We start from the raw sequence: 26,461 nt of genomic DNA on the forward strand, positions 1-26,461 counted from the left end.
GCCCCGGTCAGACTCCGCCCTCCAGGTCTCCCTCGGACTTGAGGTAGACCTCCTGCAGATCGCGCAGGACGGCGGGGTCGGGATGCTCCCACATGCCGCGACCGGCCGCCTCCAGCAACCGCTCGGCGATCCCGTGCAGCGCCCACGGGTTGGACCTGGCCATGAACTCCTGGTTCTCCGGGTCCAGCACGTAGGTCGCGGCCAGCTTGTCGTACATCCAGTCGGCGACGACGCCGGTGGTGGCGTCGTAGCCGAACAGGTAGTCGACGGTGGCGGCCAGTTCGAAGGCCCCCTTGTAGCCGTGCCTGCGCATCGCGGCCAGCCAGCGGGGGTTCACCACCCTGGCGCGGAAGATCCTGGACGTCTCCTCGGAGAGCGTCCTGGTGCGGACCGCGTCAGGCCTGGTGCTGTCGCCGACATAGGCGGCCGGGGCCTTGCCGGTGAGCGCCCGGACGGTGGCGATCATGCCGCCGTGATACTGGAAGTAGTCGTCGGAGTCGGCGATGTCGTGCTCGCGGGTGTCGACGTTCTTGGCCGCCACGGCGATCCTGCGGTAGGCCGTCTCCATGTCCTGCCTGGCGGGAACACCGTCGACGTCCCGGCCGTAGGCGAAGCCGCCCCAGACCGCGTACACCTCGGCCAGATCGGCGTCGTCGCGCCAGTTGCGGCTGTCGATCAGCGGCAGCAGCCCGGCGCCGTAGGCCCCGGGCCGGGAGCCGAAGATGCGCATGGTGGCTCTGCGCTCGTCTCCGTGCTCGGCCCGGTCGGCGAGCACGTGCGCCCGCACGTAGTTGAGCTCCTCGGGCTCGGCCAGCCCGGCCACCAGTCGTACGGCGTCGTCCAGCATCGCCACGACGTGCGGGAAGGCGTCGCGGAAGAAGCCACTGATCCGGATGGTGACGTCCACGCGCGGACGGCCCAGTTCGGTGGCCGGGATCGGCTCCAGGCCGGTGACGCGGCGCGAGGCCTCGTCCCAGAGCGGCCGCACGCCCAGCAGCGCCAGCACCTCGGCGACGTCGTCGCCCGCGGTGCGCATCGCGCTGGTCCCCCAGACCGACAACCCGACCGAACGCGGCCAGTCGCCGGTGTCGGCGCGGTAGCGCTCCAGCAGGGAGTCGGCCATCGCCTGGCCGGTCTCCCACGCCAGTCTGCTCGGCACGGCCTTGGGATCGACCGAGTAGAAGTTGCGGCCGGTGGGCAGCACGTTGATCAGCCCGCGCAGCGGCGAACCGCTCGGCCCGGCGGGCACGTAGCCGCCGTCGAGGGCGTGCAGGATCGCGTCGATCTCGTCGGTGGTGCGCGCCAGCCGGGGCACGACCTCGACGGCGGCGAACCGCAGGATCCGCTCCACCTCCCCCAGGTTCGCACCGCGTACGTCGGCCGCGGCGGGCACCCCGGATCCGCCGCCCCGGCCGGTCACTCCGGCCGGGCCCGCCGAGGCGCCGGCGTCGTCGCGGCCGGTGTCGTCGGCCCGGCCCAGGACCTCGGCGGTCACCTCCCCTGCCGCGGCCGGGTCCCAGCCGCGGTGTTCCATCGCCTCGACCAGGGCTCGGGCCAGGGTCTCGGCGTCGTCGACACCGATCCGTCCCGCGCTGCCGTCCTCGGCCAGGCCCAGTGCCTCGCGCAACCCGACGAGCGCCTCGCCACCCGCCCACATCTGCCGGGCGCGGAGCATGGCCAGGACCAGGTCGACGCGCGGCCCCCCTTCGGGGGCGGCTCCCAGCACGTGCAGGCCGTCGCGGATCTGAACGTCCTTGACCTCGCACAGCCAGCCGTCGATGTGCAGCAGGAAGTCGTCGAACTCGGCGTCGTGGGGACGGTCGGCGACCCCGAGGTCGTGGTCGAGCCTGGCGGCCTGGATGAGCGTCCAGATCTGGGCGCGGATCGCGGGCAGCTTGGCCGGGTCCATCGCCGCGATGGAGGCGTGCTCGTCGAGGAGCTGCTCCAGCCTGGCCATGTCCCCGTAACTGTCGGCGCGGGCCATCGGCGGGACGAGGTGGTCGACCAGGGTGGCGTGGGCGCGGCGCTTGGCCTGGGTGCCCTCGCCCGGGTCGTTCACCAGGAACGGGTAGACGAGCGGCAGGTCGCCGAGCGCGGCGTCCGGGCCGCAGGAGGCCGACAGGCCCGCCGACTTGCCGGGCAGCCACTCCAGGTTGCCGTGCTTGCCCACGTGGACCACGGCGTGCGCGCCGAAGCCGTCGGCCAGCCAGCGGTAGGCGGCCAGGTAGTGGTGGCTGGGCGGCAGGTCGGGATCGTGGTAGATCGCGATGGGATTCTCGCCGAAGCCGCGCGGCGGCTGCACCATGACCACCACGTTGCCGGAACGCAGCGCGGCCAGCACGATCTCGCCCTCGGGATCGTGTGAGCGGTCCACGAACAGCTCGCCGGGCGCCGGGCCCCAGTGCTCCTCCATCCGGGCGCGCAGGTCCGCGGGGAGGGTGGCGTACCACTCGGCGTACCGGCTCGCCGCGATGCGCACCGGGTTTCCCGCGAGCTGTTCCTCGGTGAGCCAGTCCTGGTCCTGCCCGCCCGCGGCGATCAGCGCGTGAATGAGCGCGTCGCCGTCCTGCCCGCTCACCCCGGGCAGCTCGTCCTCGGCGCCGATGTCGTAACCGCGCTCGCGGAGCGCGGCCAGCAGCCGTACCAGGCTGGCCGGGGTGTCCAGGCCGACGGCGTTGCCGATGCGCGCGTGCTTGGTGGGATAGGCCGACAGCATCAGCACCAGCCGCCGCTCGGCGGGCGGGATGTGCCGCAGCGCGGCGTGGCGCACCGCGATGCCCGCCACCCGCGAGGCCCGCTCGGGGTCGGCCACGTAGACGGTGAGCCCGTCCTCGTCGATCTCCTTGAAGGAGAACGGCACCGTGATGATCCGTCCGTCGAACTCGGGGATCGCGACCTGGGTGGCGGCGTCCAGCGGGGACAGGCCGTCGTCGTTCTCCTCCCAGGAGGCCCGGCTGCTCGTCAGGCACAACCCCTGCAGGATCGGCACGTCCAGCTCGGCGAGCGCGCCGACGTCCCATGCCTCGTCGTCCCCGCCCGCCGACGCGGTCGCCGGGCGGGTGCCGCCCGCGGCGAGCACGGTCACCACCAGGGCGTCCACCGTGCGCAGGACCTCCAGCAGGCCGGGTTCCGCGGTGCGCAGCGAGGCGCAGTACACCGGCAGCGCCCGCGCGCCCGCGTCCTCGATCGCCGAGCAGAGCACTTCGACGAAGGCGGTGTTCCCCGCCACGTGGTGGGCCCGGTAGTAGAGCACCCCGACGACGGGTCCGTCCTGGCCGCGCGTCTCGCGCGCGAGCGTTCCCCAGGTGGGGGTGGGCTCGGGCGCGGCGAACCCGTGGCCGGTGAGCAGCAGCGTGTCGGACAGGAAGTGATGCAGCTCGGTCAGGTTGGCCGGGCCGCCGTGGGCGAGGTAGGCGTGCGCCTCGGCGCAGACCCCGCCGGGCACGGTGGACAGCTCCATCAGCTCGGCGTCCGGCGCCTGCTCGCCGCCGAGGACGACGACGGGCCGGGGTCCGGCGAGCAGCGCGTCCAGCCCCTCCTCCCAGGCGCGGCGCCCGCCGAGCAGGCGGACCACGACCAGGTCGGCGCCCTCCAGCAGCGGTGGGAGGTCGGCGGCGGTGAGTCTGGCGGGGTTGCCGAGCCGGTAGTCCGCGCCGCTCGCGCGGGCGCTCAGCAGGTCGGTGTCGGAGGTCGAGAGCAGCAGGATCACGCGCCACACTCCAGCAGAGGAGTGGCGGTACGGCCCGCGGGAGCCGCGATGCGGCGGGAGAGCGGCGACGTCGCGGTGTGACGCGGGAACGGCGGTGTGACACCGTGATGCGGCGACCGCGATGCCGCGTCGTAATGGGAAGACCACGATGCCGCGTCGTAGCGGGGGAACGGCGATGTCGCGGTGTGACGGGGGAACGGCGAAAAGCGCACGGAGCTTCCTCCCTCGGGGTCCTCGCCCCGGGTCGTCGTCGGCCACGACGGCTGGAGTCTCCTGGCTCCCGGATCGGTGCTCACCCCGGCCTTCCCGTCCTTCGTCGGACAGTGGCCCGGGTGGGGTTCGCTCCCCGGTTACAGTGGCGGGACCGCGCCGGATTCACACCGGCTTCCTCCCTTGCCGTCGCCATCGATGACACTACGGCAGTCCGGGTCATTGCAAGAAACTGGCATTAACATCCTCTGAGTGTCCATTGCCGACTTTTCCGGACGATCGCGGCTCGACGCGTGCCCCGGGGCCCTCCAGGTCCACCCCGCCGCGGACGGCGGCCTGGCCCGCGTCCGCGTACCCGGAGGTCGTCTCACCCCCTCCCAGCTGCGAGAACTCGCCGACGCCGCCACGGCGTACGGCAACGGCGTCATCGAGCTCACCTCCCGGGCGAACGTCCAGGTGCGCGGTCTCGGGCCGGAGAATCCCGGAAGCGGTCCGGAAAACGGATTCGCCGCGCGGATGGCGAGAGCGGGCCTGCTGCCCTCGGCGACACACGAGCGCATCCGCAACATCCTCGCCTCCCCGCTGACCGGAGTGGACGGACCGGCCGAACCAAACGACCCCGGCAGACCGGCTGGATCGGCCGAACCAAACAAATTCGGCAGACCAAACAAACCAACCGGACCCGCCCAACCAGGCGGAATCGACGAGCCAAGCAGGCCGAGCGGACCGAGCGGCGGGGATGCTCCGAACGGCACGAAAACGAACGGCTGTGGGATCGCCGACATCACCCCTCTGGTCGGCGAGCTGGATCGACGGCTGTGTGCTCGCCCGGCCCTCGCCACCCTGCCGGGACGGTTCATGTTCGCCCTCGACGACGGACGGGGAGACGTGGCCGGCCTGGGCGCGGACGCCACGATCCTGCCCACGGCACCGGACGAGGCCGCGTTGCTCCTCGCCGGAACCGACACCGGCCTGCGCGTACCGCTCGACGAAGCCGTGACCGTCCTGCTCGCCGCCGCCGAGGCGTTCCTCGACGAACTGGCCACCCGGGACGTCACCGCCTGGCGGATCGCCGAACTTCCCGACGGGCCCTCCCGGATCGCCACCCGGGTGCGAACCGCTCTCGGACTCCCCGACACGCCCCCCTTCGAACCGGTGAGACCGCACGTCGTGACCTCCGGGCCGGTCGGCGTCATCGAGAGCACGGACCGGCGAGGGAACCGAACCGGCGTCACCGGAGAGACAGGTCCCGGAAAGGCCGCAGGCCACGGAGACAGGGACACGGACGGTCCAGGAAACGAGGGCACGCGGGTGGCGCTCGGGGTGGCGATCCCCCTGGGGCGGCTGACCTCCGCGCAGGCACTGCTGCTCGCCGACGCCGCCTCGGGCGGGGAGATCCGGCTCACGCCATGGCGCGGTGTGGTCCTGCCCGGCCTGGACCGCGCCGAGGTCACGGGCACGGCCGCCCGTCTGGAGGCCGCCGGGCTGGTCGTCGACCCCGCCTCCCCCTGGATCGGTGTGACGGCCTGCACCGGCCGCCCCGGCTGCGCCAAATCCCTCGCCGACGTCCAGGCCGACGCCGCCACCGCCATCGGCATGGCCCCGCCGTCCGCAACCTCGCCACCCGGGAGTGAGCCGCCGTCCAAGGGCGAACCGTCCACGACCTCACCGGCCGGGAGCGAACTCGGCATGGCCCCGCCGTCCACGATGGGGCCGGGCACCGATACGCTCCCCGTGCACTGGGCGGGCTGCGCCAGGCGCTGCGGCCGCCCGAGGGGACGGGTCGCGGACGTGATCGCCACCGGTGACGGTTACCGCCTGGAACTGGACGGCACCGCCCTGACCTGCTCCGGCATCGAGGAGACCGCGGCCGCGGTGGCGGCCGCCAGAGGGGAAATGTGATCGACTACGTCCGCGACGGCGCGGAGATCTACCGCCGCTCCTTCGCCACCATCCGCACGGAAGCCGACCTGGACGGCCTGCCCGCAGACGTCGCCCGGGTCGCGGTCCGTATGATCCACGCCTGCGGGATGGTCGACCTGGTGAGCGACCTGCGCTGGTCGCCCGGTGTCGTGGCCTCGGCGCGCGAGGCGCTCCAGGCGGGCGCCCCGGTGCTCTGCGACGCCACGATGGTCGCCTCGGGGGTGACCCGGCGCCGCCTTCCCGCGGGCAACGAGGTGATCTGCACCCTCGGCGACCCCCGCGTGCCGGAGCTCGCCGCGCGGCTGGGCACCACCCGCAGCGCCGCGGCACTGGAACTGTGGCGCGACAGGCTCCAGGGCTCGGTGGTCGCGATCGGCAACGCGCCGACCGCGCTGTTCCGGCTGCTGGAGATGGTCGAGGAGGGCGCGGGCCGCCCGGCCGCCGTACTCGGCGTCCCGGTCGGCTTCATCGGCGCCGCCGAGTCCAAACAGGCCCTCGCCGAGCACCCGGCGAGGCTGGAACACCTCGTCGTGAACGGACGCCGGGGCGGAAGCGCGATGACCGCCGCCGCGGTCAACGCGATCGCGAGCGAGGAGGAGTGAGCGACGACGTGAGCACACGCGTGACCGGACGGCTGTGGGGCGTGGGACTCGGCCCCGGCGACCCCGAGCTGGTGACCGTCAAGGCCGCCCGCCTGATCGGCGAGGCGGACGTGATCGCCTTCCACAGTGCCCGCCACGGCCGCAGCATCGCCCGCTCGGTGGCCGCTCCCTACCTGCGGCAGGGGCAGGTCGAGGAGGCGCTCATCTACCCGCTCACCACCGAGACCACCGACCACCCCGGCGGCTACCAGGGGGCGATCGACGACTTCTACGCCGCCTGCGCGGTGCGGCTGGCCGCCCATCTGGACGCCGGGCGCGACGTGGTGGTGCTGTGCGAGGGCGACCCGCTCTTCTACGGCTCGTACATGCACATGCACAAGCGTCTGTCGCACCGCTACGTCACCGAGGTCGTGCCGGGCGTGACGTCGGTGAGCGGCGCCTCGGCGGTCCTGGGCCGCCCGCTGGTCGAGCGGGACGAGGTCCTGACCGTGCTGCCGGGGACGCTCCCCGCCGAGGTGCTCGCCGAGCGCCTGGCGGCCACCGACTCGGCCGCGGTGCTGAAACTCGGCCGTACCTTCACCAAGGTCCGCGACGCGCTGGCCGAGGCCGGGCGTCTCGACGAGGCCTGGTACGTCGAGCGCGCCACCACCGGGCAGCAGCGCCTGGCGCCTTTGGCCGAGGTCGACCCCGGCAGCGTCCCGTACTTCTCGCTGGCGCTGATCCCCAGCCCTGTCAACAGCCCCGTCAACGCGTCGAGCCCCGCGCCCGCCGCCGTAGCCGAGACCCCGGGCGAGGCGAGGGCGCGCGGCGAGGTGGTCGTGGTGGGACTCGGCCCCGCCGGGCGTCCGTGGCTGACCCCGCAGGCGCAGGAGGCGCTCGCCGAGGTCGACGAACTCGTCGGGTACGGCCCCTACCTGGACCGCGTCCCGCCCAACCCGCGCCAGCGCCGCCACCCCACCGACAACCGGGTGGAGGCCGAGAGGGCCGCGCACGCGCTGGAACTGGCCGCGGCCGGGTCGAGGGTGGCCGTGGTCTCCTCGGGCGACCCCGGGGTGTTCGCGATGGCCAGCGCGGTGCTGGAGGTGGCGTGCGAGCCGAGGTTCGCGGACGTGCCGGTACGGGTGCTGCCCGGCCTGACCGCGGCGCACGCGGTGGCGAGCAGGGCCGGTGCGCCCCTCGGCCACGACTACTGCGTGCTGTCGCTGTCGGACCTGCTCAAACCCTGGGAGGTGGTCGCCGAGCGGATCAGCGCCGCGGCGAAGGCCGACCTCGTCCTGGCCCTCTACAACCCGGCCTCGAAGAGCCGTACCTGGCAGGTGGCCGCCGCGCGGGACCTGCTGCTCGAGCACCGCGCGCCGCAGACCCCCGTGGTCGTCGGCCGCGACGTCGGCGGGGCCGACGAGCACATGACCGTCACCACCCTCGGCGACCTGGATCCCGGAGCGATCGACATGCGCTGCCTGCTGCTGGTGGGCTCGTCCACCACGCGGGTGGTCGAGCGAGCCGACGGCGAACGGGTGGTGTTCACCCCTCGCCGCTACCCCGCCTGACCCGGACGTGACGGCTCCTCCTCAGTCGTCGAGGAGCCGTCACGCGGTGAGGGCGAGTCCGGCCTTCACCGCTCGCCGGCGTGCCGGGCCCGACGCCCCGAACCGGCACCCGCACCCCCACCGGGACCGCTCACACTCTCCAGCCAGGCGAGCGCCGCCTCGACGGTCCCCACCGAGACCACCCCCTCGGGCAGCGGCGGACGGCGTACGATCACGACCGGCACCCCGAGCTCACGGGCGGCGAACAGCTTCGCGGTGGTCATCTCACCACCGCTGTCCTTGGTGACCAACACCTCCACCCGGTGCTCGCGCATCAGGGCCAGCTCGCCGTCCACCGTGAACGGCCCCCGGCTCAGCAGCACCTCCAGACGTCGCGGCACCACCGGCCCCGGCCGGTCCACCGAACGGGCCAGGAACCACTGCCCGTCGAGACCCGCGAAGACCGGCAGGCTGCGACGTCCCGTGGTCAGGAACACCCGCTCCCCCAGCGAGGGCAGCAACTCGGCGGCGGCCTCCAAAGAGGGCACCCAGCGCCAGTCGTCACCGGGAGCCGCCCGCCACCCGGGCCGCCGCAGGATCAGCGACGGCAGGCCCGTACGGGCCGCCGCCTCGGCCGCCGAGGCGCTCATCCTGGCCGCGAACGGATGCGTGGCGTCCACGACGACCTGGACGCCGTGCTCCACCAGCCACGCCGCGAGCCCGCCGGGACCGCCGAAACCTCCCTCGCGCACCTCCCCCACCGGCAGCTTCGGATCACGCACCCGGCCCGCCAGCGAGGACACCACGTGCGTCCGCGGGCGATCGGCGAGCGCGGCGGCGAGCCGCCTCGCCTCGTCGGTGCCCCCCAGGATCAGGACCTTCAGCACGGGGTCAGTCACGGCAACGGGCCGCGGAGTACAGGTGACTGTCGGGAAACTCCGAGGCGGTCAGCACCCGTCCGACGACGATCACCGCGGTGCGGAGGATCCCCGCGTCGCGGACCTGCCCGGCGATGTCGGCCAGGGTGCCGCGCAGGATCACCTCGTCGTCGCGGCTCGCTCTCGCCACCACCGCCACCGGACAGTCGGCACCGTAGTTGGGAACGAGCTCCGCCGCGACGGCCTCGACCCGCTGCACCGCCAGATGCAGGACCATCGTGGCCCGGCTACGACCGAGCGTGCCCAGATCCTCGCCCTCGGGCATGGGAGTGGCGCGCACCGAGGTGCGGGTCAGCACCACCGTCTGCCCCACCCCCGGCACCGTCAGCTCACGCCCCAGCGACGCCGCCGCCGCCGCGAAGGCGGGCACCCCCGGGATCACCTCGTACGGCACTCCCTCGGCGTCCAGCCGCCGCATCTGCTCGGCCATCGCGCTGAACACCGACGGGTCACCGGAATGCAGCCTGGCCACGTCCTCCCCCGCCCGGTGAGCGGCGACCATCTCCGCGACGATCTCCTCCAGGTTCATCCGCGCGGTGTCGACCAACCGCGCGCCCCGCGGGCACGACTCCAGCAACTCGGCGGGGACCAGCGATCCCGCGTACAGGCACACCGGTGCGGACGCGATCGCCCGCGCTCCCCGCACGGTGATGAGATCCGCGGCACCCGGTCCGGCGCCGATGAAACGTACCGTCATCGCTTCTCCTCCAGGGCGGGCGGCTTGAGCACGGTCCAGATCGTGACGGGCATCATGGGCCGCCAGCCGGTGAACCCACCGACCGGAGAGGTCCTGCTGACCGCGAGCCGGACCATGTCGCCACCGAGCCTGCCGTGCCAACGGGCCAGGACCGCCTCGGACTCGACGGTCACCGCGTTCGCCACCAGCCTGCCCCCCGGCCTCAGCGCCTCCCAGCACGCCTCCACCATCCCGGCGACCGTCAGCCCGCCGCCGACGAAGACCGCGTCGGGCGTCTCCAGCCCGGCGAGCGCGGCCGGAGCGGCACCGGTCACCACGTCTAGACCGGGAACGCCCAGCGCCGCGGCGTTGCGTGCCACCACCGCCGCCCTGTCCGGACGCGACTCCACCGCGACGGCCCGGTTGTCCGGATGCGCGCGCATCCACTCGATGCCGATGCTGCCCGCCCCCGCGCCGACGTCCCACAGCAGCTCCCCGGGAACGGGAGCCAGCCGAGACAGAGTGACCGCGCGCACCTCGCTCTTGGTGAGCTGCCCGTCGTGCTCGAACGCCTCGTCGGGCAGGCCGGGAAGGCGCGGCAGCGCGACCGTCCCGGCGTCCGCGCGGCACTCCACGGCGACGACGTTGAGATCGTGGGTCACGGCCGTCGACCAGGTGTCCGCCCTACCCGAGACCACGCGCTCCCCGGCGCCACCCAGCCGCTCCAGAACCGTCACCGTGCTCGCGCCGTGACCTCGGGCGGCGAGCAACGCCGCGACCCGGGCCGGAGTCCGGCCGTCGGCACTGAGGACCAGGACACGACGGCCTTCGTGGACGACCGGGTGCAGCACCTCGACGGGACGCGTCACGAGGCTGACCACCTCGACACGGTCGGCCGCCCACCCGAGCCTCGCGCAGGCGAGGGAGACCGACGACGGGTGCGGCAGGACCCGCACCCGTCCGGCGCCGAGCAGCCGCACCAGGGTCGTGCCGATGCCGTGGAACATGGGGTCGCCACTGGCCAGTACGCAAACCCTGCGGCCCCGGTGAGCGGCGAGCAGCGAGGGCAGGGCGGGCAGCAGCGGCGAGGGCCAGACGACGCGCTCGACACCGCGGTCCGCACCGGAGTCGACACCGAGTTCGGCTCCCGGCTCGACGCCCGACTCGCCACCGAACCTCGCACCGTGGTCGCCACCGGGTTCGGCTCCCGGCTCGACACCGTGCCCGGCAGCGCGCTCGATGCCGATCTCCGGGACGAGCCGCAGTTGCCTGGCGCTGCCCATCAGAACCTCGGCGGCGCACAGCTCGCGCCGCGCCGCCCGCGACAGACCGGCCCAGCCGTCGTCTCCGATCCCGACGACGACAACGGCGGGATCGACGGCGGTGGAATCGGCGGAGGAGGGCTCAGACATTGCCCAGCACCCGGGTGAGGCGGATCTCGACCACGACGCGGGCGGGATTCTCCCTCGGCACCCGATAACGCTCGGCGTAGCGGCGCTCGGCGTCGGCGACCGACTCGGGGTCGGTACGGATCACCGCACGCCCCTCCAGGGTCGACCAGCGGCGCCCGTCCACCTGGCAGACCGCGACGGCCGCCCCAGCGTCACCCGCCGCGAGCACATGGCGGACCTTGTGCGAGCCACCCGAGGTGATCACCCTCGCGATCCCCGAGTCGGCGTCCAGCGTCACCCCCACCGGAACGACGTGCGGCGTGCCGTCGGCGCGCACGGTGGTCATCGTGCACAGATGACGCTCCCGCCAGAACGCGCGGAGGTCCTCCCCGAGATCCTTCAACAGTCAACCCTTCCCCGATTCCGCTCTACCGGGCGACATGCTAGCCCCGGACCACGCCCACCCCCGGCCCCGGTCACCGGCCAGGGTGATCACGCTCCCCTCGCGGCCCCGCAGGATCCCTCGCGCCGCTCCGCCGGGAACCGATCGACCGGCAAGCGACATGGAAGTGACCGTTCTCCCCGCCGTCGCACCCCGGACAGGCGGCATCCTGATAAGCATGAGTTATCACATATGCGTGGTGTGCCTGGGAAACATCTGCCGCTCCCCCATGGCCGAGGTCGTGCTGAGGAAGACCCTCGACGACCACGGCCTCGGTGACCTCGTCACGGTCGACAGCGCGGGCACCGGCGGCTGGCACCAGGGCGGCCCGATGGACGCGCGGGCCGCCGAGACGCTCTCCGACCACGGCTACGACGGCTCGGAGCACCGGGCCAGGCAGTTCCTGAGCGACTGGTACGACCGGGTCGACCTGGTGCTCGCCATGGACGCCCACAACCTCGGCGCCCTGCGCCGCCTCGCCCCCGCGGGCGCGGACGTGCGCCTGTTCCGCTCCTTCGACCCCACCGCCCCCGAGGGCGCCGAGGTGCCCGACCCCTACTACGGCGAGCGCGAGGGCTTCACCGAGGTGCTGGAGATGGTCAGGGCCGCCTCCGAGGGACTCGCCAAGCACCTGGCGACCACCCTGAGGTGAGGACTCTCCACCGGACTCGCGCTCGCCTCCGTGACAGGCGAGGAACCGGGGTTTCCTGACGGGGGGATCTTCACCGACCCGACGCCTTTACAAAGTAGATCACTAGTCGGTCTCCGTCATCCGTCCGCGAGACGGGCCTGGTCACGGCGCGCCCGTCCCGCTCATGGCGCCGCGCCACGAGTGGCCCGCCCCGACCCCACGTCGTACCTCCGGGAGGCGTCCCGGAGGTACCGGCCCCACCTTCCCGCGCCACCGGTCCCCCCCTGGATCCGCCGGGCACCTACCCCGTACGGCCGAGCCCGTACGACGAGGCGGCGGAGGACGCCTCGCGGGCGTCGAGGAGCTCCTCCCAGTGTTCCTGCGCCCAGGCGCACGCGGCGTTCATCGGTTCGAGCAGGCTGCGGCCGAGCGGCGTCAGCGCGTACTCGACCCTCTGCGCGGGATGAACGGTGCGCACGATCAGGCCATCGCGCGCGAGCGTCCGGAGCGACTGGGTGAGCACCTTCGCGGTGATGCCGCGCAGGGGGATCCGAAGCTCGGAGAACCGTCGCGGCCCGCCTTCGAGGCAGCGGATGATCATCCCTGCCCATTTGTCGCCGAAGCGGATGGGCGTGAGGTCGGACGGGCAGACCGGATCGAACATCTCCGGGTCGAGGGGCTCTGTCACCCCTTCACGCTAGCCGGGGATCCCGCTGGGGACCACCGCCGACCGTCGCGCCGAACCACGGGTGGCCGGGTATCCCGGCGGTAACCACCTGCCCGGTTAATCTCCCGGCAGCGGCCGGCGATCAGGCCCGGCCCTGGACACGAGGGGTTCCAATGAGCAGGATCATCGTCTTCGGTGCCGGCGGCAGGGGCGGCCGGGCGGCCGTCCACGAGGCCCTCCGGCGCGGGCACCAGGTCACCGCGGTCGTGCGCGACCCGGCCGGGCACGGTGACCTGGCCGCGGACGGTGTGCGGATCGTCGCCGGCGACGTCACGGACGCGAACGGTGTCGCGCGGCTCGCCGAGGGCCACGACGCCGCGATCAGCTCCGTCTACGACGCGGGCGCGGCGCACGACGTCTTCTTCGCCGACGCCGCCCGCGCCCTGCTCGACGGGCTGACGAGGGCGGGAGTGACCAGGCTGCTGACGGTCGGCCTGGCGTCGGTGCTGGAGACCTCCTCGGGGACGCTCCTGATGGACACGCCCGGCTATCCGCAGGAGTACCGGTCGTTCTACCTGGGGCACGCGGCAGGAAACGAGGTGCTGCGCACCGCCCCCGCCTCGCTCGACTGGCTGGTCGTCAGCCCGGCCGGTGACTTCGACCACGGCGGCGCCCGTACCGGCCGCTACCGCGTGGCCCCCGCCGAGGCGGCCAGCCGCATCTCCTACGCCGACTTCGCGATCGCGCTGCTCGACGAGATCGACACCCCCGAGCACCACCGCACGCACCTCGGCGTCGAGGCGGCCTGATGAAAGGGGAGGTCGTCGACTGCCCGAACGAACGGGTGGCCCGGCACAGCCGAACGGCACACCCCCCTGGTTGATCGTCGAGCGTACGGGACGACGCGTCCCCACCGGTGCCCCCGCCGTGACCGGCCGGCACGGCGGGGGCACCGGGTGGTCAGCGGGTCTCGCCGGTTCCGCTCGCGCGTTCCAGCACCTCCAGGACGGTCCCGGCGAGCAGCGCGATCTTGTAGTGGTTGCGGGCCGCCGGAGCGCACCGGGCGGCCGCCAGCCCGGCCGCCCGGTCGAGGGGCTCGCCCGCCAGGAGTGCCTCCTCGACCTCGGGCAGGCGTACGGGGACGCGGGCGACACCCCCCACGGCCACCCTGGCGAAGGTGATCCTCCCGTCGTCGACGCCCAGCCGCGCCGCGGCCTCCACCAGCGGCCACTCGGCCTCGGACCTGCCGATCGCACGGCGGTAGGCGGCCCGCTCCCCGGGCACGGGCGGCGGCAGGACGACGGAGGTGAGGATCTCCCCCGGGTCCAGCAGATGGTCCCGGGAGGGGTCCGAACCGTCTCCGTACAGGTCGGCGACGGGGAACGGCTCCCTGCCGTGCGTCTCGGCGGAGGCGTCGCAGGCGAGCAGGGCCACCGCCAGCGACGACGGGTGCGGCGCGACGCACGGGCCGCTGTCGAGGATCGCGGCGTTCGGGGAGAGCCCGGCGCGGGCCGGGCAGTGGTCGCCGCCGTTCTGGTGGCAGGAGAAGGCCGGGTTACGGAAGTACGCGCAGCGGTTGCGCTGCAACAGGTTGCCCCCGACGGTGGCCACCTCGCGGATCTGGGGTGTGGCCAGACCCGCCGCCGTCAGCGCCAGGCAGGGGTGTGTGGCGCCGAGGCGCGCGTCGCGGGCCACCCGCGCGACCGTGGTGAGCGCGCCGATCCTGACGGAGCCGTCCGGCTGCCAGGTGACGCCGGACAGATCGGGCAGGCCGCGCAGGTCCACGTGCGGTCCGGCCGCGCGGCGGCCCATCAGGTCGGTGCCTCCGGCGCGGAACTCGCCCCCGCGCCGTACGGCCTCGCCGAGATCGGTGAGCACGGTCATCGAACACCTTCCAGTGTGAGGCGGGGGGTGTGCTCCGGGGAGAGGGCCGTCGGCCGCCCCCTCCCGGGGTCCGGGTACGGGTCCGGCCGCGTCCGCGCGAAGGGGGTCAACGGGTGATCCCTTCGAGGAGCCGGTCGGGACGGATGGGCAGGTCGTGGGGGCGCCAGCCGGTGGCGTTGTGGACGGCGTTGCCCACCGAGGCGGCCACGCCGACCGTGGAGATCTCTCCGACCCCGACGCCGTTGCCGTTGACGTGGTCCCACCCGTCGCGGTGGAAGTGCACGGTGATCTCGGGGGTGTCGCCGATGCCGGGGATGCGGTAGTCGTCGAGGTTCGCGGTCAGCACGTTTCCGGTGACCGGGTCGACCAGCCGCTCCTCGTACAGGGCGTAGCCGATGCCCTGCACGACACCGCCCTCGCACTGGCTGCGTGCCGGCCGCTCGGCGTAGATGTGACCCGCCGCGATCCCGGCCCACACCCGAAGCGGCCTGACGGTGCCGAGGCGGGTGTCGACCTCGACCTCGGTGACGTGGACGGAACCGCTGAACCCCCGGCCGATCGCCATGCCGCTCATCGGGAACGGGGTGACGTAACCACGCCGGTCGCGGCGGCGCCCGCCCACGACCCTGGCGCCGTCGGTCAGGCCCAGCTTCCGCAGGCGCCGCGCGGCGTCGCGCGCGGCGGGGGCCACCGAGGCCGTGGTGCGGCTGCCGATCGAGCCCGGTCCGTGCACGGTGCCCGTCCTGCCGACCTCGACGCGGACGCGTTCGGCGGGCAGTCCGAGCTCCTCGCACACGACTCCGGCGATGACGGTGCGGACGCCGGTCCCGATGTCCTGGGTCGCGGTCGAGGCCACGACCACGTCACCCTCGACACGCAGCTCCACCTCCGTGGCGGGGTCGAGCATGTAGAGCCAGTTGGCGGCGGCCACCCCGACGCCCCGGCGGAAACGCCCCGTCTGGGAGCCGGTACGCGGCCTGGACGTCCACTCGGGCAGGGCCGCGGCCAGGTCGTAGAGCGCGTGCCGTTTGCGGTTGCCGTCCCAGCGGCGCCGCAGCGCGATCGGGTCCTCGCCCCTGCGGTGGGCGGCCTCGTCCACCGCCTGCTCCAGCGCCCAGAGCATGGGCGGCGCCCCCGGCCCGCGGAACGGGGTGCCCGGCGGCTCGTTGGTGACCACGTCGTAGTCGCGGAGCCTGCGGGGCGCGGTGCCGTACACGAGGCGGGCCATCAGCGCGACGGACGACCCGATGGCCACGCCGCCGCGCCCGTGGACGTCCATGGTGAGGGCGGCGAGTTCGCCCCGGTCGTCGGTGAGCAGTTCGATGCTGGTGCGGGTGCCCGGGCGGTTGCCCGCGTCGGTGAGCTCCTCGGCTCGGCTGAGCACCACGCGCACCGGCGCGCCATGGGCCCGGGCGAGCTCGACGGCCGCGATCGTCTCGACGGTGACGCCGACCTTGGCCCCGAAACCGCCGCCGACGTGGTCGGCGACGATGTGGACCCGCTCGATCGGCAGGTCCCACCGCTTGGCGACCTGCTCGGCGGCGATGACCACGGTCTGGGTGGACAGGTGCAGGTGCAGGTCGCCCTCGGCGTCCCAGTGGGCGACGCAGGCGTGCGGCTCCAGCGGGGTGTGGACCTGCACGGCGGTGGTGAACGTGCCGGTCACCAGGCGGGGGTCGGCGTCGCGCCTGGCGGCCTCGATCCGCTTGGCGGCGGTGCGCCCGCGCCAGCTCGCCCTGGTGAAGGGACCGCGCACGTTGCCGTTCCAGGCGCCGGGCAGTTCCATCCCCTCGCTGGAGCTGGGGACGTGCTTTCTGGACTCCTCGTCGTAGACGGGCGGGGCGTCCGGCGCGTCGTCGAGCGCGGCGGGCCTCGGCTCGTAGCCGATCTCGGCGGCCTCCGCGATCACCAGCGCCTCGCGGCGGGTGGGGGCGGCGACGGCGGCGACGGGCTGGCCCGCGTAGCGGACGACGCGGTCGGGCGGCAGCAGGTCGACCACGTGGGCGGCGTCCACCGTGACCGAGGTGACGCGGGCGTGCGCCCTCGTGGAACGGATGACCACGCCTTCCAGCTGGCCTTCGAGGCGCACGTCGGTCGTGTATCGGGCGTGGCCCGCGACCTTGTCCATCGCCTCCACCCTGGCGGGCGTCCCCGCGGCGCCGTCGTGCTCTCCCCGGCAGGCGGCGGCGATCGCGGCGTAGATGCCCTCGTACGCGCCGCACCTGCACAGATGACCGGCGAGGGCCGCGGCGATCCGCTCGCGCGGTGGCGCGACGTCGCCGTGCTCGGCGCGCCAGGCGTCGACGAAGGCCGCGCCCTCGACCGCGAACCCGGGCGTGCAGTAACCGCACTGCAGGCCGTCGTGGACGGCGAGGGCCCGCTGGACGGGGTGGTCGAGCCCTTCGGCGGTGGTGATCTCGCGCTCCTCCAGCGCGGCGGACGGCAGCAGGCAGCTCGCCTGGGGCACGCCGTCCACCATGACCGTGCACGCGCCGCAGACCCCGGTGCGGCAGGCGGCCTTGGCGCCGGTGAGGCCGAGACCGTCGCGCAGGACGTCCACGGCGGCGTCGTCGGGGCCGGCCTCCACCGTGGTGGGCAGCCCGTTTACCGTTATCTTCATAACTCTCCAGTTGACGTCGTCAACATTATGTTGACAGTGTCAACCAGATACGTTGACGTTGTCAACACAGCCTGCCCGGAAAGGGGATCCACGTGGTGGACGGCACCAGGACCCGCCTGGTCGAGAGCGCGCTGAGACTGCTGCGCGAGGAGGGCCTCGACGCCGTGACGCTACGCGCCGTCGGCGACCTGGCCGGCCTGTCCCGTACGGCCCCCTACCGGCACTTCGCCGACAAGACCGCCCTGCTCGCGGCACTCGCCGTCCGGGTCATCACCGATCTCAGCGCGCACGTCGCCGCCGCGGTCCTGGCGGCCGAGACCCCCCGCGACCGGCTGCGGGCCTTCTACCTGAGCTACGTCGAGTACGCCGTCGCACACCCCGAGGAATACCGGCTGGTGTTCGCCTCGGAGTTCGTCGTCGGGCACCACCCGGATCTGGAGACGGCGATCGACCAGGTGATGACGGCGCTCGACATGGAGGGTCCGTGGGAGGGGCCGGTGCCCAAGGCCAGGGTGATGGCCCTGTTCTCGACCGCCCACGGTCTCGCTGAGCTGGCGGTGGCGGGACAGTTCTCCCACAAGGGGATCGGATACTCCGACGTCGTCGACGTCCTGGTGAACCCCGGCGAACGGTGACGAGCGGCCGCAGACGGTCAGAGAGGGACGGTGTCCCTCGGGCCGCCGTCATGGGGGGCAGCGGCCGGGGAGGGGTGCACGGCGGACCGGCCGCCGCGCTCGGCGGCCCTCGCCACGTTGCGCAGCATCGGCCCGAAGACCAGGCTGTGGAAGGGCGCGACCGACCACCAGTAGAGGTGCCCGGCCAGGCCACGAGGATGGAAGATCGCCCGCTGGCCGTAGACGGTCTCCCCCCGGTACGTGAGCACCCGCATCTCCAGCCAGGCGAGGCCGGGCAGGCGCATCTCCGCGCGCAACCGCAGCAGGCGCCCCGGCTCGATCTCCTCGACCCGCCAGAAGTCGACGGAGTCGCCCACCCAGAGCCGCCGGGGATCGCGACGCCCTCTGCGCAGGCCCACGCCACCGACCAGCCGGTCGAGCAGACCGCGCAGGCTCCAGGCCAGGGGCAGGGAGTACCAGCCCACCTCGCCGCCGACGGACTCGATCACCGCCCACAGAGCCTCGGGTGAGGCGTCGACCCGACGGGCCCGCGCGTCGACGTACAGGCTGCCGCCCGCCCAGTCGGGGTCGGTGGGCAGCGGGTCACTCGGCGCCCCGGGGGTGGAGGCCGAGGACCAGCGGGTGACGACCTTGGCCTCCTTGACGCGCTGGAGGGCGAGTTCGACCGCCCGCCTCAGCCCGATCAGCCCACCCGGCGGGTCCTCGACGTAGCGGGCGATGTCGTGCTCGCCGCAGACGGCCTCGTTGCGCAGCGACTCCACCAGCGGGCGGGCCAGGCTCGCCGGGACCGGGGTGACCAGCCCCACCCAGTGGCTGGAGAGGCCGGGGCTCAGCAGCGGGACCGGGATGATCAGCCTGCGGGGCAGGCCGGCGACCTCCGCGTAGACCCGCATCATGTCGGCGTAGGTGAGCACGTCCGGGCCGCCGATGTCGAAGGAGCGGTTCACCTCCTCCTCGACGGAGGCCCAGGCCACGAGGTAGCGCAGCACGTCGCGAATCGCGATGGGCTGCGTCCTGGTGCCCACCCACCGCGGCGTCGTCATCACGGGCAGCCGCTCGGTGAGGTGGCGCAGCATCTCGAAGGAGGCCGAGCCCGATCCGATGATGACCGCGGCCCGCAGCACCACCGCGGGCACCGAGGAGCGCAGGAAGATCTCCCCCACCTCGACGCGGGAGCGCATGTGCGGCGAGAGCCTCTCGTCCGGCGCGAGGCCCCCGAGATAGACGACCCGGCGAACCCCGGCGCGCTCGCACGCGGCGGCGAAGGTGGTGGCCGCCTCGCGGTCGGCGGCGGCGAAGTCACTCCCCCCGCCCATCGTGTGGATCAGGTAGTAGACCACATCGATGCCTTCCAGGGCCTTCGCCGCCTGCTCGGCGTCGGCCGCGTCGGCCTGGGCGACCTCGACCCGGGAGACCCACGGCTGGTCGCGCAGGCGGCCGGCCGACCTCACCATGCAGCGGACCTCGTGCCCCGCGTCCAGCAGCTCGGGAACGAGCCGCCCTCCGATGTATCCGGTCGCGCCGGTCACGAGACATCTCATGCGTACATTTTCGTACGGCGCCCCCCGGTGGTTGCGGCCGGACCCTTTCCTGTGCCGCGCCCGGGCTCACCGCCCCCTTGGCCCGCCGTTTCCACGCAGCCGGGTTTCCCCGCCGGCGTTTCCAGCCCGCCGTTGCCCCGCCGTCGTTCCGCGCCCGCTTCCGGCTCAGAGCCTCGCTTGGAACCCCTCTCGGATCTCCAGGAGGATCTCGCGGGTGCGCGTGGCCGGCTCGGCCTCGATGCACAGGCGCTCCATGACCTCCAGGTAGCTGTCGACGTCGTCGCGCTTCTCCAGGTAGACGGCGCTGGTGAGCTGCTCCATGTAGACGATGTCCGGCAGGTCGGGCTGGGAGAAGCGCAGGATGCTGAAGGGGCCTCCGGCCGCGGCGTGGCCGCCGACGCTGAAGGGCACGATCTGGACGGTCACGTTGGGCAGTTCGAGCGCGCGCAGGATGTGGTCGATCTGCTCGCACATCGCCTCGGCCCCGCCGAGAGGGCGGCGCAGCACGGCCTCGTCCAGCACGGCCCACAGATGGGGCGGGTCCTGGCGGTGCAGCAGCCGCTGACGTGCCATGCGCAGTTTCACCCTGCGGTCCAGCTCCTCCGGGGAGGCCGAGGGGAAGCCCAGCCGGATGACGGCCCGCGCGTAGCCCTCGCTCTGCAGCAGGCCGGGAACGAACTGGACCTCGTAGTTGCGGATGCCGCTGGCCGACTCCTCCAGGCCCACGTACGTCTCGAACCAGGCAGGCAGCACGTCGTTGTAGTTGTGCCACCAGCCGGCGAGGTTGGCCTTCTCGACGAGGGAGAGGAACGGCTCACGATCGGCGTCACTCGTCACCCCGTACAGGGTGAGCAGGTCGGACACGTCCCTGACCCGGAAGCTGACCCTGCCGAGCTCCATCCGGCTGATTTTGGAGTGCGAGGCGCGGATGGAGTGCCCCGCCTCCTCCAGCGTGATGCCCCGCTGCTCGCGCAGGCGGCGGAGCTGTGCGCCCAGGACGATCCGCAGCACGGTGGAGCTGCCCCGCGGTGCGGCCATGGAGGTCGTGGGAGCCGTGGAGGCCGCAGAGGCCGCGGAGGTAGGACCGACCGGCCGACCGTCGGCGTTTGGCATGATCATCTGCAGTCCTTCGGGCGCGGAACGCGATCCTGCGCCCACTCTTTGTGGCGATCGCGAGCCTTCACGGTACTCCGCTCGCCACGCTCAGACCATAGAAGATTTTATCTTTCAATCACAGCGGCGGATCTTCAATTGATCAGGTCGTCGAACTCCCCGCTCTTCACCCCGCGGACGAAGTCGTCGGCCTCGCGGCGGGTGTAGATCAGCGCGGGGCCTTCGGGGTCGCGGGAGTTGCGCATCGCGACCCTGCCGTCGGGCAGTTCCGCGAGTTCCACACAGTTGCCGCTGGGGTTGCTGAAGTGGCTCTTGCGCCACATGACACCGTCCATCAGGGCGGCCGACATGCCGTTGTACAGCTGGTTCATCCTCGCCTCTCACTGATTAGGGAGGGAAACAACACTCCGAGTGTAGGGCTTTTTGTGCAGATGCACGTGCATCTGTACTTGCCTATGCACATTACGGAAGGCAAGATGGCAGACGGATCAACCTCGCCACATGATCGTCCCCTCCTCAAGGTCGCCGATGACTGGTTACCGAAGACGCGAAGCCACACCCATCCGAGCTGAGATCGGAGGGTGGGAACGGTGGTTGTCGATGCTTAATCACCTGCTCCCCCCGAGCGGCCTGCCCCCCTGGGCCGGTAGGGAGGACCACGCCGGCCAGTTACAGATGGCCGTCCGCAGCCTCCGTTACGACTCGTGCGCGGCGCGGACCGCCCGCGAGTTCACCACCAAGGCGCTGCGGGCCTGGGAGCTGGAGCCGCTGATCGACGACACCGGCATCGTGGTCTCCGAACTCGTGACCAACGCCGTACGCCACGGCACGCGAGGTGTCCCGCACGCCCGTTCCTTCCCCGAGGTCAGGGTGATCCTCTGCCACACCGAGCGCTCGGTGCTGTGCGCGGTCACCGATCCCAGTGACCAGGGCCCCTGTCTGCGCGAGCCCGACTACGAGGCGGAGAACGGCCGGGGACTCCAGCTGGTCGACGGTGTCAGCGAGACGTGGGGCTGGGCACCGCTGGAGAGCCGGGGCAAGGCGGTGTGGGCGGCCTTCGCCCTGCCCCCGGCAGGAGAACGCCACCTGGAAGCCTGCCACTGACGACGCGCGAGAGCCCGTCACCGAAGGTCGAGTGCCAGGAAAGTTACCCGAGTGGAAGGAGGCTCTGGCAGGAAACACCTCACCCTGTGGGCAGAAGGTCGATAATGTCCGCTGGAACCGCATGTCGGACGGAGGACATCATGGCGTCGTCGCAACCTGAGCGCCTCAGGTTCGATCCCACGATCCCGAACGCGGGCCGGATATCCGACTACTTCCTGGGTGGCAAGGACAACTTCGCCAGCGACCGGGACGCCGCACAGATGGCGCTCTCCATCGCCCCCGAACTCCCCGCCATGTCGCGGGAAGGACGCAGATTCCTCGACCGCGTCGTACGCTTCCTGGTCGAGGCCGGCATCCGTCAGTTCGTCGACATCGGCTGCGGCCTGCCGACCCAGGGCAGCGTGCACCAGATCCTGCGCGGCATCGCGCCCAAGGCGCGGGTCGTCTACGTCGACAACGATCCGATGGTCGTCGTCCACGCCCAGGCCCTCCTGAAGGACGACAGCCCGGCCACCGTCGTCGAGGCGGACATGCGCGACCCCGAGCGGCTCCTCGCGCATCCCGGCCTCACCGACCTGATCGACCTCGACGAGCCCGTCGCGATCCTGCTCTTCTCGGTCCTGGCCGACCTTCCCGACGACGTCGAGGCGATGCAGGCCGTCGCCGCCCTGCAGAAGGCCGTCGCGCCGGGCAGCTACATGGCCCTCTCCCACGCGGTCTCCGATCTGTGCCCGGACAGGACCGCGCGGCTCGCCACCCTCTTCCAGGACAGCGGGTCGATCACCGGCCCCCGCCGTGCGAACCTGCGCACCAAGGCCGAGGTCGAACTCTTCCTCGACGGGCTGAGGCCGGTCGAACCGGGCGTCGTCTACATTCCCGAATGGCGGCCGGAGGGCGCGATGCCGCACCGGCCTGATGCCGTCTGGGTCGTCGGTGGAGTCGCACGGAAAGAATAGGATTTTTTGGGAAACCATCGGGTTTTGCCTGCATTGATGGTGCCTCGGCACCTGTTCACGCGACGCGCGATTCTCTAATGTCGCAGGCAACAGCGGAGGTGAGAACGTGAACGACACGTCCCGGCGGCCGGGAGCAGGCCTGGACACCCGCGTTCCCAACATCGCCAGAATGCACGACTACTTCCTCGGCGGGAAGGACAACTTCGCCGCCGACCGCGAGGCGGCCGAGGAGGTGCTCGCCGTCGCGCCCGAGATCAGGACCATGACGCACGAGGCCCAGGCGTTCCTGCGCCGGATGGTGCGATATCTCGTCGAGCGAGGCATGACCCAGTTCGTCGTCATCGGCTCCGGTCTGCCCAACCGCCGCAACGTCCACCAGGTGGCCCAGGAGATCGTCCCCGACACGCGCGTGGTCTACGTCTCCAACGACCCCGTGGTGCTCTCCCACGCCCGCGCCACGCTCGCCACCAACCCGTACACCACCGCCGTCGAGGGTGACGTCCTGCACCCCCGCGAGCTGCTCACCGACCCGGAACTGCTGCGCCTGGTCGATCTGGAGCTACCGGTGGCCGTCCTGATCCTGTCGGCCCTGCAGTTCATCCCCGACGAGGACGACCCGCACAAGAGCGTGGCCATCCTTCGCGACGCGGTGCCGGTCGGCAGCCACTTCGGCATCGGCCACGTCGTCTTCGACACGCGGCCGGAGGCCAAGGGCCCGCTGGTCGAGATCTTCCAGCGGGTCCTCGGCCGCACCGAGGACGCCTCCCGGCGAAGCGATGAGGTGCTGCGCTTCTTCGACGGGCTGGAACTCGTCGATCCCGGCCTGGTCTACATCCGCCACTGGCACCCCGACAACCCGCTCACCGCGCAGGGCCGCGACAGGACGTGGACGATGGGCGGGGTGGCCCGCAAGGTCAAGGACTGACGAGGACCGGCCCCGCACGCGACCGGCGGATCCCTCCCACCGGCCTCCGGGAGACTCCAGGAGGCGGACCTAACCCGCGACCAGGAGGTCGTCGCGCTCCACGGCCTCCAGCGATAGCGTCTTGTAGCCGACCTCGTCGAACAGCACGGTGATCCGGTCGCTCTCCCTGCTCATCACCATCCCCGGCCCCCAGGCACTGTGCCGCACCCTGGCGTGCATCGCGAAGGGCCCCTCGCCCGCGGCCTCCGGCTCCTGGGGCAGGCCCGCGCGGCAGGTGTCGCAGGCCTCGCAGCCGCGCTCGCGCGGCTCGCCGAAGTATTCGAGCAGGAAGCGGCGGCGGCAGCCCGTGGTCTCCGCGTACGCGCGCATCATGTCGATCCTGGAGTCGTCGATGCGACGCCGGGTGTCGTCCAGCTCGACGGCGCGGGCCGCGGCCGCCTCGGGCTCGGGACCGCCGGACACCCGGCGCAGGTCGCCCTCGCCGGTGACCTCGATCGCGTTCGCCCGCTCCAGGAGGTTGACCAGCCAGGTGAGCCGGGTGGCGCCGACGTCGAGCAGGGTCCGCATCTCGCCCGCGGGTACGGTGCCGCCGTGCTCGTGCACCAGCGTGGCGACCCGTAGCAGCAGTTCCTCGTCGGCGCGTCCCCCGACGAAGAACCTGCGCAGCCCGAGGTCCTCGGAACGGTAGAAGAGCACCGCGGCGGCGGGCCCGCCGTCCCGCCCGGCCCGTCCGATCTCCTGGTAGTAGGAGTCCGGCGACTCCGGCGGGGCGGCGTGCAGCACGAACCGCACGTCCGGCTTGTCGATGCCCATGCCGAACGCCGAGGTCGCGACCACGACGTCCAGCTCGTCGTCGCGGAACATCTCGTGGATCCTGTGCCGCTCGGCCGCTTTCATCCCCGCGTGGTACGCCTCGGCCCTGCGACCGGCCTCGCGCAGCGCGGTGGCGTACTCCTCGGCGGCGCGGCGGGTGGCGACGTAGACCAGCCCGAGTCCTGAGCGGGACGCCGCGTCCTCCACCAGCGCCCGCCTCAGATCCTCCTGGGTGACGAAGCGGCGCACCTGTAGGTCGATGTTGGGCCGGTCGAAGCCCCGCACGATCTGGCGGACGTTCCTCAGCCCGAGGGCGGTGACGATCTCGTCGCGTACCGCGGGGGCGGCCGTGGCGGTCAGCGCCACCACCGGCGGATGCCCCAGCTGCTCGATGACCTGGCCCAGCCTCAGGTAGTCGGGCCGGAAGTCGTGGCCCCACGCCGACACGCAGTGCGCCTCGTCCACGGCGATCAGCGAGGGACGCGCGGCGCGCAGCCGCTCGACCGTCTCCGGTTTCGCGAGTTGCTCGGGTGAGAGGAAGACGAACTCGGCCGCGCCCGCGCGTACGGCCTCCAGGGACGCCTCGCCGCCGGACTGGGCGGAGTTGACCGCGACCGCCCCGCCCGCGTCGGCCTCGGCCAGCCCGGCGACCTGGTCACGCTGGAGGGCGATGAGCGGCGAGACGACGACGGTGGGCCCGTCGAGCAGCAGTGCCGGCACCTGGTAGACGGCCGACTTACCACTGCCGGTGGGCATGACCACGAGGGCGTCGCCCCCGGCGAGCAGGTGACGCATGGCGTCGAGCTGCCCGGGGCGCAGGTCACGCCAGCCGAAGACCTCGCGGGCCACGGCGCGCAGCTTTCGCGCCCTCGGCCCGAACCTGTCCTTGATGCTCATGCCCTCCGCCTTCCCGCCGTGTGACGGCCAGGTACCCGCGGATCGGGGCACTAGTCGCGCGGTGTCCCCTCGATCGGAGGAGGGCGCGGGACGGGTACGGGCGGGAAGCGGGAGACACCGATGAGGGGCGCCCCAGCGCGGACACCCCTCCTTCGGCCGGATCGCGGCCCGGCCTGTCAGCCGTCGGATCGCAGCCCGGCCCACCGGGTCGCCCCGGTCCGCCGTGTCGGGTCACCACGCCTGCCGCGTCGCGGCTCGGCCGGTCTGCCGGGCCGCTGTCGGGCCGCTGTCGGGCCGCTGTGGGCCGGTCGCGGTTCGGGCCGCCGGGGCACAGCGGCTCGACCGGCCCGCCGGCATCGTGACGGCCGTCGCGGTCGTCGTGACCGCGACGGCCGTCACGGCCGCCGCGTGTTCACCGCCTTCGCCGCGGTCACTTCGGCATGAGCACCGTGTCGACGAGGTAGACGACGGCGTTGGAGGTCTGGATGTTGCCGCAGAGGACCTTGGCGTCGTCGACGGTGAAGTCCTCACCGGAGCCCTTCACGGTCAGTGTCCCTCCCTGCATCGTGGTCAGCGTGCCTTGGGTCAGGTCCTCGGGGGTCTTCTTCCCCTCGACGACGTGGTGGGTCAGGACCTTGGTCAGCTCCGCCTTGTCCGACAGGAGCTTGTCGAGCTTCTCCTTCGGAATCTTGGCGAACGCCTCGTTGGTGGGGGCGAACACCGTGATGTCCTTGGCGGAGTTGAGCGTCTCGGTCAGGCCGGCCTGCTCGATCGCCTGGGCCAGCGTGGAGAGGGAGGGGTTGGAGGCGGCGGCGGTGGCGACCGGCTGCGAGGCCATCTCGCTGAGGCTGCCCTCGCCGCTGGCGGGCAGGGACGCGCACCCGGGGCCGAACGGCTCCGTCATCGCACCCGAGGGTTCGGGCGAGGCGCCCTCGGTGGGCATGGTCGTGTCTGTCGGGACCGGTGTGGGAGAGGTGATCCACCCGTGGGCGGCGACCGCCTGCGCGGCGGGGGCTGCGGTCAGGGCGAGTACGGTCAGGGCCGATGCCAGAAGAGACTTCTGCTTCACGGTTTTCTCCTTGGTTGGGCGGATGAGCCATCCGGGTCCGTCGGCGGGTTCCCGAGCCACTCATGTCCTGTATTGGAGATCAATTCCCTGAGATTTGAGGCTAAATGCCCCACTTGAGGACTCTTGACCACATATCTCCCGAGAGAGATAGCTATTTTCCGTTCGACGGGGCGTTAATCAAGGCCC

Annotated in this window: 22 protein-coding genes and 1 riboswitch; of the genes, 9 read left to right on the forward strand and 13 right to left on the reverse strand. The window is 72.5% G+C overall.

The window, feature by feature from the left end; all coding sequences use genetic code 11:
* Nucleotides 1–7 precede the first annotated feature (7 nt).
* On the reverse strand, nucleotides 8–3,709 hold the full coding sequence (gene cobN / locus ACFY3D_RS32510; RefSeq protein WP_389986616.1) for a cobaltochelatase subunit CobN: 3,702 nt from the start codon (nucleotides 3,707–3,709) through the stop codon (nucleotides 8–10).
* Between the two features lie 245 nt (nucleotides 3,710–3,954).
* A riboswitch (cobalamin riboswitch) is annotated at nucleotides 3,955–4,150 on the reverse strand.
* 21 nt (nucleotides 4,151–4,171) lie between these two features.
* Here cobN and ACFY3D_RS32515 point away from each other — a divergent pair.
* From ACFY3D_RS32515 to ACFY3D_RS32525, 3 genes are read left to right on the forward strand one after another with little or no spacing between them, the layout of a single operon-like run.
* Entirely contained in the window at nucleotides 4,172–5,821 is a 1,650-nt protein-coding gene (locus ACFY3D_RS32515; RefSeq protein ID WP_389986619.1) for a precorrin-3B synthase, read from the forward strand.
* Nucleotides 5,818–6,444, forward strand: a complete 627-nt coding sequence (locus tag ACFY3D_RS32520; RefSeq protein WP_389986622.1) for a precorrin-8X methylmutase — start codon at nucleotides 5,818–5,820, stop codon at nucleotides 6,442–6,444. The genes ACFY3D_RS32515 and ACFY3D_RS32520 overlap by 4 nt, the downstream gene beginning before the upstream one ends.
* 20 nt (nucleotides 6,445–6,464) lie before the next feature.
* Nucleotides 6,465–7,994, forward strand: coding sequence for a precorrin-2 C(20)-methyltransferase (locus ACFY3D_RS32525; RefSeq protein WP_350946380.1), 1,530 nt, complete (start codon nucleotides 6,465–6,467; stop codon nucleotides 7,992–7,994).
* 65 nt (nucleotides 7,995–8,059) lie between these two features.
* Here ACFY3D_RS32525 and ACFY3D_RS32530 read toward each other — a convergent pair whose 3' ends face one another.
* Genes ACFY3D_RS32530 through ACFY3D_RS32545 form a run of 4 tightly spaced genes read right to left on the reverse strand, consistent with a single transcriptional unit; the run spans nucleotide 8,060 to nucleotide 11,381 of the window.
* On the reverse strand, nucleotides 8,060–8,872 hold the full coding sequence (locus ACFY3D_RS32530; protein ID WP_389986625.1) for a cobalt-precorrin-6A reductase: 813 nt from the start codon (nucleotides 8,870–8,872) through the stop codon (nucleotides 8,060–8,062).
* Nucleotides 8,865–9,608 (reverse strand): precorrin-4 C(11)-methyltransferase, encoded by a 744-nt coding sequence (gene cobM, locus ACFY3D_RS32535; RefSeq protein WP_350946222.1) that lies wholly within the window; start codon nucleotides 9,606–9,608, stop codon nucleotides 8,865–8,867. The genes ACFY3D_RS32530 and cobM overlap by 8 nt, the downstream gene beginning before the upstream one ends.
* Nucleotides 9,605–10,999 carry a precorrin-6y C5,15-methyltransferase (decarboxylating) subunit CbiE gene (gene cbiE, locus ACFY3D_RS32540; protein ID WP_389986628.1) on the reverse strand — a complete coding sequence of 465 codons (1,395 nt, stop codon included), beginning with the start codon at nucleotides 10,997–10,999 and terminating at the stop codon, nucleotides 9,605–9,607. The genes cobM and cbiE overlap by 4 nt, the downstream gene beginning before the upstream one ends.
* Complete coding sequence (locus ACFY3D_RS32545) at nucleotides 10,992–11,381, reverse strand: pyridoxamine 5'-phosphate oxidase family protein (RefSeq protein WP_389986631.1); 390 nt, start codon at nucleotides 11,379–11,381, stop codon at nucleotides 10,992–10,994. Before ACFY3D_RS32545 ends, cbiE begins: the two co-directional genes overlap by 8 nt.
* A 217-nt stretch (nucleotides 11,382–11,598) precedes the next feature.
* Here ACFY3D_RS32545 and ACFY3D_RS32550 point away from each other — a divergent pair, with 217 nt between their 5' ends.
* Nucleotides 11,599–12,072: a low molecular weight protein-tyrosine-phosphatase gene (locus ACFY3D_RS32550; protein ID WP_389986634.1), complete on the forward strand. Its 474-nt coding sequence runs from the start codon at nucleotides 11,599–11,601 to the stop codon at nucleotides 12,070–12,072.
* A gap of 280 nt (nucleotides 12,073–12,352) precedes the next feature.
* On the opposite strand, the gene ACFY3D_RS32555 is transcribed toward ACFY3D_RS32550, so the two are convergent.
* Nucleotides 12,353–12,739 carry a helix-turn-helix domain-containing protein gene (locus ACFY3D_RS32555; RefSeq protein ID WP_350946229.1) on the reverse strand — a complete coding sequence of 129 codons (387 nt, stop codon included), beginning with the start codon at nucleotides 12,737–12,739 and terminating at the stop codon, nucleotides 12,353–12,355.
* Nucleotides 12,740–12,891: 152 nt separating this feature from the next.
* Between ACFY3D_RS32555 and ACFY3D_RS32560 the strand changes: the two genes are divergently transcribed.
* Entirely contained in the window at nucleotides 12,892–13,527 is a 636-nt protein-coding gene (locus tag ACFY3D_RS32560; protein ID WP_389986637.1) for an NAD(P)-dependent oxidoreductase, read from the forward strand.
* Between the two features lie 151 nt (nucleotides 13,528–13,678).
* On the opposite strand, the gene ACFY3D_RS32565 is transcribed toward ACFY3D_RS32560, so the two are convergent.
* Complete coding sequence (locus ACFY3D_RS32565; RefSeq protein WP_389986640.1) at nucleotides 13,679–14,602, reverse strand: FAD binding domain-containing protein; 924 nt, start codon at nucleotides 14,600–14,602, stop codon at nucleotides 13,679–13,681.
* 106 nt (nucleotides 14,603–14,708) lie between these two features.
* Nucleotides 14,709–17,222, reverse strand: a complete 2,514-nt coding sequence (locus ACFY3D_RS32570) for a molybdopterin-dependent oxidoreductase (RefSeq protein ID WP_389986643.1) — start codon at nucleotides 17,220–17,222, stop codon at nucleotides 14,709–14,711.
* A 92-nt stretch (nucleotides 17,223–17,314) separates the two neighbouring features.
* Between ACFY3D_RS32570 and ACFY3D_RS32575 the strand changes: the two genes are divergently transcribed.
* A complete protein-coding gene (locus tag ACFY3D_RS32575; RefSeq protein WP_362901071.1) occupies nucleotides 17,315–17,857 on the forward strand; it encodes a TetR/AcrR family transcriptional regulator in 543 nt (180 codons plus the stop codon).
* Nucleotides 17,858–17,874: 17 nt separating this feature from the next.
* On the opposite strand, the gene ACFY3D_RS32580 is transcribed toward ACFY3D_RS32575, so the two are convergent.
* The 3 genes from ACFY3D_RS32580 to ACFY3D_RS32590 form a co-directional block, all read right to left on the reverse strand.
* On the reverse strand, nucleotides 17,875–19,398 hold the full coding sequence (locus tag ACFY3D_RS32580) for an SDR family oxidoreductase (protein ID WP_389986646.1): 1,524 nt from the start codon (nucleotides 19,396–19,398) through the stop codon (nucleotides 17,875–17,877).
* 165 nt (nucleotides 19,399–19,563) lie between these two features.
* Nucleotides 19,564–20,517 (reverse strand): helix-turn-helix domain-containing protein, encoded by a 954-nt coding sequence (locus ACFY3D_RS32585; RefSeq protein WP_389986649.1) that lies wholly within the window; start codon nucleotides 20,515–20,517, stop codon nucleotides 19,564–19,566.
* A gap of 128 nt (nucleotides 20,518–20,645) precedes the next feature.
* Nucleotides 20,646–20,882, reverse strand: coding sequence for a DUF397 domain-containing protein (locus ACFY3D_RS32590; protein ID WP_350946236.1), 237 nt, complete (start codon nucleotides 20,880–20,882; stop codon nucleotides 20,646–20,648).
* Nucleotides 20,883–21,111: 229 nt separating this feature from the next.
* Here ACFY3D_RS32590 and ACFY3D_RS32595 point away from each other — a divergent pair, with 229 nt between their 5' ends.
* The 3 genes from ACFY3D_RS32595 to ACFY3D_RS32605 all read left to right on the forward strand — a co-directional run bounded on the left by ACFY3D_RS32595 (nucleotide 21,112) and on the right by ACFY3D_RS32605 (nucleotide 23,496).
* Nucleotides 21,112–21,615, forward strand: coding sequence for an ATP-binding protein (locus ACFY3D_RS32595; RefSeq protein ID WP_350946382.1), 504 nt, complete (start codon nucleotides 21,112–21,114; stop codon nucleotides 21,613–21,615).
* A gap of 140 nt (nucleotides 21,616–21,755) precedes the next feature.
* Nucleotides 21,756–22,571, forward strand: a complete 816-nt coding sequence (locus ACFY3D_RS32600) for an SAM-dependent methyltransferase (protein WP_389986653.1) — start codon at nucleotides 21,756–21,758, stop codon at nucleotides 22,569–22,571.
* Between the two features lie 106 nt (nucleotides 22,572–22,677).
* Entirely contained in the window at nucleotides 22,678–23,496 is an 819-nt protein-coding gene (locus tag ACFY3D_RS32605) for an SAM-dependent methyltransferase (protein WP_389986656.1), read from the forward strand.
* A 69-nt stretch (nucleotides 23,497–23,565) separates the two neighbouring features.
* Here the strand turns inward: ACFY3D_RS32605 and ACFY3D_RS32610 are convergent, their stop codons facing one another.
* Together ACFY3D_RS32610 and ACFY3D_RS32615 are read right to left on the reverse strand one after the other, a co-directional pair.
* Complete coding sequence (locus ACFY3D_RS32610; protein WP_389986659.1) at nucleotides 23,566–25,206, reverse strand: RecQ family ATP-dependent DNA helicase; 1,641 nt, start codon at nucleotides 25,204–25,206, stop codon at nucleotides 23,566–23,568.
* A 430-nt stretch (nucleotides 25,207–25,636) separates the two neighbouring features.
* Complete coding sequence (locus ACFY3D_RS32615; RefSeq protein ID WP_389986662.1) at nucleotides 25,637–26,275, reverse strand: fasciclin domain-containing protein; 639 nt, start codon at nucleotides 26,273–26,275, stop codon at nucleotides 25,637–25,639.
* Between the last annotated feature and the right edge of the window lie 186 nt (nucleotides 26,276–26,461).

It is taken from the genome of Streptosporangium sp. NPDC000509 (assembly GCF_042898365.1).
GTDB lineage: Bacteria > Actinomycetota > Actinomycetes > Streptosporangiales > Streptosporangiaceae > Streptosporangium.